Genomic DNA, 6,514 nt, shown 5'->3' with positions numbered 1-6,514 from the left:
GAGTGCCGCATGCCATAGACTCAGCCAATGTTTTTCCAAACGCTTCCATCAAACTTGGTGCCACAAATACATCAGCAGATGAGTATATCAACATCAAAGACACATTATCATACATAAAACCGAAGCTAGTATATTCAAAACCCAAACTTTGAACGACAGAGTTATCTACTCTTCCAAAAAAACAGAGGTAATATTGATTTTTATCAAGATACTTAAGCGCCTCAATATATTTACTGAACCCTTTGTAAAACGAATTCAAATCTGTTGCTCCTGCCAAGATCACTTTCTTATCTGTTTTAATCCCTAAGATACTTTTGGCTATTATTTTATCAATTGGATATAAAGCATTCGAGCTCACGTTATTGTGAATAGTTCTGATGTCGTAAGATTTAAAAAGATCACTTGCTTTCGCCTGTTCAGTCAACCAATTACTAATGCCAACTATTTTTATTGACTTAGGCAAGAATTTTTTCTTCCTCCACAGAATAAAGCGCGAAAGGTCTAAGCCTGATTCACTTCTTAGTTGCTTACAGTTCCCACAGCCTATCTTATAGTTTTCACAACCCATTGCGTAGTGACACCCGCCTGTCATCGGCCACATATCTCGCATAGTCCATACCATAGGCTTATTCACTTTTTTCAAATGCTGCATATCTATAAAACCAGCATTAATCCAATGAAGATGCACAATATCCGCCTCTTCATATTCTCTATTTTTGGTAAAATCATATCCAATTATACCACTGCTAAATATAAACTTTTCCCTTTTTGCATAAAAAGCGGCAAGCATGTGGTCAAAATGAGAACGAAAAAAATTAAAAGCTTTATCTTTTTTGCTTTTTGTTACAGAAACAACACCATTATCGCCCAAAGTTGTGCGGCTATTAGTAAGTATTTTTGACTCAATACCGATTTCTCGCAATCCACAATGCAACCAGTATGCACCTCTTGCAGCGCCGCCACTCAACTCTCCAGCAACAATATGCAACACCTTCATAAATTACCCATAATTGCATTCATCGTGTAACTACCTATTAAATATGCCATCGCCATCTACGCTAGAGAATCTTGCACATACTTATGTTGAAACTGTATTTCTATCTTCACAGCACCCTCCGTCGCATGCGTGTACATCTATAATACTCTCAGGAACCTGTTTTTTTTAATCGACTAAACCTTGCCACCTGACTTGAGACTGGTGTAGCTTGCCAAAATTATAACAAAAACTCTTTAATATTCACTTTTTTATATATTCTATGTTGGAAAATTCACTACTTGCCAATTGACGATATAATATTTCTATATCAAGTTTACCAAAATTTTACAAATATATTTATTCACAGATGAAAAAACTTCATTACAATTTTTTTGAAATGTAAAAAAAATTCTAATTACTGTTTTTCGCATAAAAAATAATGATAATATCAAATACGAGACTAGTCCTATAAATATTCCAGCAAAGAGATGCGCTAAATGTAAATCATTTTTCGTCATTATATTTCTTATAAAATAACAAACAAACAATGCTACAAAAATAGACAAAAATGTTGGCTTAAAAATGACAAAGACAAACTCCAAAAACGAACCACATAGCAACTTAAGAACGGTTTTAATAACAGGATAAATCCAAAAAAAACTTGCAATACAATAAGCTGCCGCGACTCCTTCTATGCCCCACGGCAAACCAACAACAAAAGATGCTGTCAGAAACGGCACTCCAATCAACCCGAGATTGCGTAATACGTCTGATCGCCCTATTGAATTCAAAACAGAACCGCTTGTGCTAACCATTGACTGAAAGAATCCAACAGGCGCTAACCAAGCAATTACATCCGCAGCAGGTAACCAGCGATCACCGAGAAAAACACTGACAAGCGGTTCACGTAGTGCCCAAATTAAGGCCATCAGCGGTGCAGTAATGAAGGCTATAGTTTCAAGTGTTTCCATATAATGTTTTTCAATTAATGAGCGACTGTTCTGTTTACGACTATAAGCAGGAAACATGGCGCGATTGATAACAAATGTAATATTCTGCACAGGAAAAAGCAAAATACGGTAGGCAACATTATAAAAACCCAAATCTACCACGCCTAAAAATTTTCCAATCAGCATTGAGTCTGAGTTTCGATGAAAATAGTTCACAAAATTAAACAAGAATATATTACAGCTGAATCCAAATATCTCTTTCAAAGCCATAAATTTAAATTTAAAAACTGGCCGCCAATCTGAGACAATCCACAGAAATATGGTACTTACAGATGCTGTCACGATACTTTGAACTACCAGCGCATATACTCCACCGCCTTGCCATGCTACAACTATTGCAAAAATTAGTCCACATAATCCAGAAGTCAGTTCAATTTTAGCAATATGTTTGAATAGTGAATCACGTTCAAGCAGTGATTGGTGGACCGTGCCAAGTGATGTGATTGTAAAAACAGGTGCTAAAACAAATAAAATATCAATCAAGCGTGGCTCTTTAAAAAAAATTGACACCAACGATGAAACCGCTATCAAAATTACTGTAGTTATAATACCGAGCAGCACGTTGAATAAGAAAACAGCATTTATCAAATCGAAACTTAAATCCTGCTTCTGTATAATGGCTGCTCCGGTACCCATATCTCGCATCAGTCCAGCAAATGCGGTAACAGTTGCCGCCAAGGCCATTAATCCAAAGTCTTCGGTCGGCAAGATCCGCGCCAAGGTGAATATACTCACAAGCTGCATCAACACCTTCCCAACCTGTGAAACCCCAACCCAAGTGACGCCATGCCGAGTCGTTATTTTATCTTCGGTCATAACCGAGACACTCGCTTTGCGATTCTTATGAGTTTATTGCAAACTCTTCTTGCGAATGTATGTACCTTATTCTCGACTAAAGCATAGGAAGCACAAGGGTAATATACTTTTTGTGTGCTAAAGCAAAGAACAGGCTTGCCGGCCATATTAGCAATTTCTACAGCTTGGCTGACTTCACTCTCGATAAAGAGTTCGGTTTCTTTAAGGTTAAGAAAAATCTCGGCTTTAAAAGATGCATGGCAACCCAATCTGCGCCTAGTTTTGGCATCTGGCAAATTTAACATATGTAGCTGCCCATATTCAAAGCCATGCTTTTTAAGCCACTGTTCAGTATCGAGGCGGTATTTCTCCAGCCTACTCGTAACAAGGTGTCCAACACGATAACTAGGAACAACCAATGGAGGAACATTGTGAATAAATTGAATATAGGCCGGTCCGTCGTCGTTCTCAGAATCGGTTGGGTCCAAACAGAGCACGCCGTCAATGTCAAGGCAACACTTTTCCAAAAACTGTCTATGCATCACATTCCACTCAAACAATCTTGGCAATTCCACAACTTCAAAAAAAATATCTGGTTTGTGAGTGGATTGTTTTGTCGAATATACAACGCAATAGGTGAGATCGTGCGGCCTTCCGAGTTCTGCAATCAGAGCCTGAACTCTCTCCAGCGAACCACCGGACCAGATACTATCATCAACAATTAAAACATGTTTGGCATCACTTGGTTTTAAAACTTCGGCGAACAGGCATTCACGGGTACGCCCGAATATTTTTAAAGGGCTATCTGACAGATAGCCTGCAAGATCGGTTAGTTTGAGATTACGAGAAAGCGCAATCATGTTCGCAGCCAGCATCCCGCTTCGAGGCACGCCAACAACCAAATCAATATCACAAGGTAATTTGTACAGGTTTTCGCGTATGGTATGCGATAAATCTGCGACAGACCGATAGTTCACGGCTTATATCCCCTCATGCCAAGATTTATCCAACCGTGATCGTATCCCCGCACCTCAGAACTGTTCAGTTCGTCAATATTAATCAGACCTGAGTCCGTGAGTAATGATCGCAAGTAGCGTGGCGAGAAAACAGCCATGTGCCAATTGGGATCATTTTTTCGACCAGTACCATCCCCATATGAAAATATACGACCATTTGCCCAGACGCATGGATCACGCCCTTCGTTAAACTTAAACCACCCATCGTTATCAATTTCATTTTTAATCCCAAGCTCTGCGTTGACAAATGTTTGCGCAATTAGAAGTCCATTCGGAATCCATATTTCAATAGATCCACCCGACTTTAAGATACGCACCCACTCCTTAATAACAGACGGCAATTGATACCATGGAATATGCTCGAGAACATGGCTAGCATAAATAAGATCGAACGTTCCAGATGCAAATGGCAACTTTTTTGAAGCATCGCCGATATAGTCAACGTCTCTCCCCCAGACAACATTGATTGTCTCAAATCCAGGAATACGCCTTGGCCCCGGACCAATTTCTAATCTTCTTTCATCTTTTCTTTTGTTCTTGAGCAGATTTAATGGTGTGCACACAAAGCGTGCATATGGATACATAGCGAACCACAAAGCACGTAACACATAACTGCAATAATCCTTAATCCTGTTAATAGAACTTGGACTAAATTTATTTTTCAGAAAAATGATAAATTTATTTTTTAAAGACATCTCAAATTTAACCCTTCAAAAAAAAGATGCTCAGTAATTGAGTCTCTAGAAACAGCGCGACAATAACCTTTTCGATAATTCGACGGGATTCCACGAATTCCACCAAGCCCGATTTGTAATCAGCCTACAGCAACAAGGAGCCCAGCACTATTAAAAATTGATTAACTACAACTACTTTTTTGAAAGAATTATCTTTCCATCCTCGAAAGCTACATCAAGTGGACTTTCACGTTTAATTTGATTGTTTGAGTACTTCTCGTTGTACTCGTCAACATAATACTTCTTAATGGTAATCGTTCCCTTGCCACTTAAGCATGGAGGCTCAACTTCTTTTAATGGCGAAGGCGACTTGCCTTCAATGATCTTGTACTCTTTGAGTTCTACTGGTCCGAACGCGTATGCTTCAAGTATGACATTCCTAAAACACTTAAATTCTTTTTTTGCTCTGGAAACATCGATCTCTTTTTTGTCAGACGAATTCTCCTGTGCAAATTTAAGCAATTTTATTCCAATCTCTTCAATTTTCTTTTTTTTGTCTTCTTTTTTTTGAGTGTCCTTAGCCATGTCAAACCTCCATCACTTCATGTTTGAATTTTTAGCTTCAATTACTACGCATTATCAAATATACATATTAACAGATGACATGGCAAGCAGGCTCTTGACCAGATTATCTTCATAATAAAATCATCGATTTGAAGATGATGAAAATTCTGGTTTTAAACTTCAATCATTCATGCCCTAGAACTAGGGTCTGAATACTTCGGCACCATCGTCCAGCCCCCTCCTTGGGACAAAACAGCCCCTTCCTGGGCCGATCCCCCCGTTTCCCATGATTGGGCAGTCCCAGGCTCCAAAATCTCAGGAGACTCGGAATGTACGATTTCCAGGGTCCTGGGATTTTTCCCTTGGACACCGTGACCCTTCCCCATGAGCCAGATTATCTCTCCGAAATCTCACCACTTTTTATCATTGGAGGACAACATGGACGAAGAATGGGTGCTGATCAGCAGCTACAGCAGAAATGAAGCAATTGCAGACGGCGTATTAATAGACATCACCGCCTTTGCTTCCCAAAGGGGCTTCCGCCTTCCTACGGCTGTTACTGCAACACTCCTAGGTAGATACCTTGAACCATCAGAAAAATTAAAAAATATGGGGCAATCCTTCGAGGGTCGTCTTCATGATCTTCTTTGGATGACATATCTTGCTGCTCAAAACAGCAAAGATTCTGACCGAGTATATTTCGAAGTTTTGTTTCTGAATGAATCAGGCGGATATGACAGACCAACAATCATTGCTCATGTTGGCCCAGGAGATGATCGAGAACCAGTAATGACGATTATGCTTCCAGAGGATGATTAAAATGACCAATCAAAATTTTGATAAGCTTTCTTGCTATGATGATTTGGTTGGTTGTCTGCGTTCTTTGGAAGATTTGTTTTTGTTGATGGGTTCTGTTGATGGAAGGGAGGAAAGGCTTGTCTATGCTTGTTCAGAGATAGGCATGGTTTTAACGGCGAGGTTCCGTGAACGGCTAGGGCTGATGGTTAGGTCTACCCCGCCGGAACAGACTACTTCTCCTGAAGAATAATCTGAGCCACGACAAGAATTGCCTGGGCCTGTTCTCTGGTCGCACCTGAAAGCAGGTCCTCCAATTCTTGAACGGCTTTTTCTTTCGTCAGGACAGAACTACCGAAATCAAAGATGCTGGATAGATCTTCATCCAAGGCGGCGGAAAGTTTTTCCACAGTAACCAAGGTCGGATTCCCCTTGCCTCGTTCGATCTCTCCCATATTCTGCAGGGATATCCCGGCAATTTCCGCCAGCTGCTCCTGGGTCAACTCCTTCGCGCGTCTGAGTCCTCGAATTCTTTTCCCAAATAATTCAAGAAGATTGACCATAAGACCATCCTTTTTGGATAGCTTATGCCCAGTAAAAATTTCTTTTAAGCAACCATGGTTTACTTTTTGCTCTAAAATAGCAGCTATAGTGCGTTTTTTGACGCATCCGCTTGGCCACAAA

General features: G+C 40.0%; 8 protein-coding genes. 2 read left to right on the top strand and 6 right to left on the bottom strand.

Annotated elements, in window-relative coordinates:
• From ACYQ3G_RS07160 to ACYQ3G_RS07140, 5 genes are all read right to left on the bottom strand, one after another.
• Positions 1 to 997, bottom strand: a 997-nt coding sequence (locus ACYQ3G_RS07160) for a glycosyltransferase (RefSeq protein ID WP_459824145.1), incomplete at its 3' end; no start/stop codon positions are given.
• Between the two features lie 302 nt (positions 998 to 1,299).
• Complete coding sequence (locus ACYQ3G_RS07155) at positions 1,300 to 2,802, bottom strand: lipopolysaccharide biosynthesis protein (RefSeq protein WP_459821169.1); 1,503 nt, start codon at positions 2,800 to 2,802, stop codon at positions 1,300 to 1,302.
• Positions 2,799 to 3,758, bottom strand: a complete 960-nt coding sequence (locus ACYQ3G_RS07150) for a phosphoribosyltransferase family protein (protein ID WP_459821171.1) — start codon at positions 3,756 to 3,758, stop codon at positions 2,799 to 2,801. The genes ACYQ3G_RS07155 and ACYQ3G_RS07150 overlap by 4 nt, the downstream gene beginning before the upstream one ends.
• Entirely contained in the window at positions 3,755 to 4,492 is a 738-nt protein-coding gene (locus tag ACYQ3G_RS07145) for a class I SAM-dependent methyltransferase (protein ID WP_459821173.1), read from the bottom strand. The genes ACYQ3G_RS07150 and ACYQ3G_RS07145 overlap by 4 nt, the downstream gene beginning before the upstream one ends.
• A gap of 171 nt (positions 4,493 to 4,663) precedes the next feature.
• A complete protein-coding gene (locus ACYQ3G_RS07140) occupies positions 4,664 to 5,056 on the bottom strand; it encodes a hypothetical protein (protein WP_459821175.1) in 393 nt (130 codons plus the stop codon).
• A 417-nt stretch (positions 5,057 to 5,473) separates the two neighbouring features.
• Here ACYQ3G_RS07140 and ACYQ3G_RS07135 point away from each other — a divergent pair, with 417 nt between their 5' ends.
• Both ACYQ3G_RS07135 and ACYQ3G_RS07130 read left to right on the top strand, forming a co-directional pair.
• Complete coding sequence (locus ACYQ3G_RS07135; protein WP_459821177.1) at positions 5,474 to 5,854, top strand: DUF6573 family protein; 381 nt, start codon at positions 5,474 to 5,476, stop codon at positions 5,852 to 5,854.
• Position 5,855: 1 nt separating this feature from the next.
• Entirely contained in the window at positions 5,856 to 6,083 is a 228-nt protein-coding gene (locus ACYQ3G_RS07130; RefSeq protein ID WP_459821179.1) for a hypothetical protein, read from the top strand.
• Here ACYQ3G_RS07130 and ACYQ3G_RS07125 read toward each other — a convergent pair.
• Positions 6,064 to 6,393, bottom strand: coding sequence for a helix-turn-helix domain-containing protein (locus ACYQ3G_RS07125; RefSeq protein WP_459821181.1), 330 nt, complete (start codon positions 6,391 to 6,393; stop codon positions 6,064 to 6,066). The genes ACYQ3G_RS07130 and ACYQ3G_RS07125 overlap by 20 nt on opposite strands.
• Positions 6,394 to 6,514 lie beyond the last annotated feature (121 nt).

Source organism: Desulfomicrobium salsuginis, assembly GCF_054657795.1.
This window is presented reverse-complemented; position numbering and strand designations above follow the sequence as displayed.

Excerpts from the sequence above, each read along its gene's own strand:
- ACYQ3G_RS07155 (WP_459821169.1), bottom strand. The coding sequence starts at position 2,802 with ATGACCGAAGATAAAATAACGACTCGGCATGGCGTCACTTGGGTTGGG.
- ACYQ3G_RS07145 (WP_459821173.1), bottom strand. The coding sequence starts at position 4,492 with ATGTCTTTAAAAAATAAATTTATCATTTTTCTGAAAAATAAATTTAGT.
- ACYQ3G_RS07140 (WP_459821175.1), bottom strand. The coding sequence starts at position 5,056 with ATGGCTAAGGACACTCAAAAAAAAGAAGACAAAAAAAAGAAAATTGAA.
- ACYQ3G_RS07135 (WP_459821177.1), top strand. The coding sequence starts at position 5,474 with ATGGACGAAGAATGGGTGCTGATCAGCAGCTACAGCAGAAATGAAGCA.
- ACYQ3G_RS07130 (WP_459821179.1), top strand. The coding sequence starts at position 5,856 with ATGACCAATCAAAATTTTGATAAGCTTTCTTGCTATGATGATTTGGTT.
- ACYQ3G_RS07125 (WP_459821181.1), bottom strand. The coding sequence starts at position 6,393 with ATGGTCAATCTTCTTGAATTATTTGGGAAAAGAATTCGAGGACTCAGA.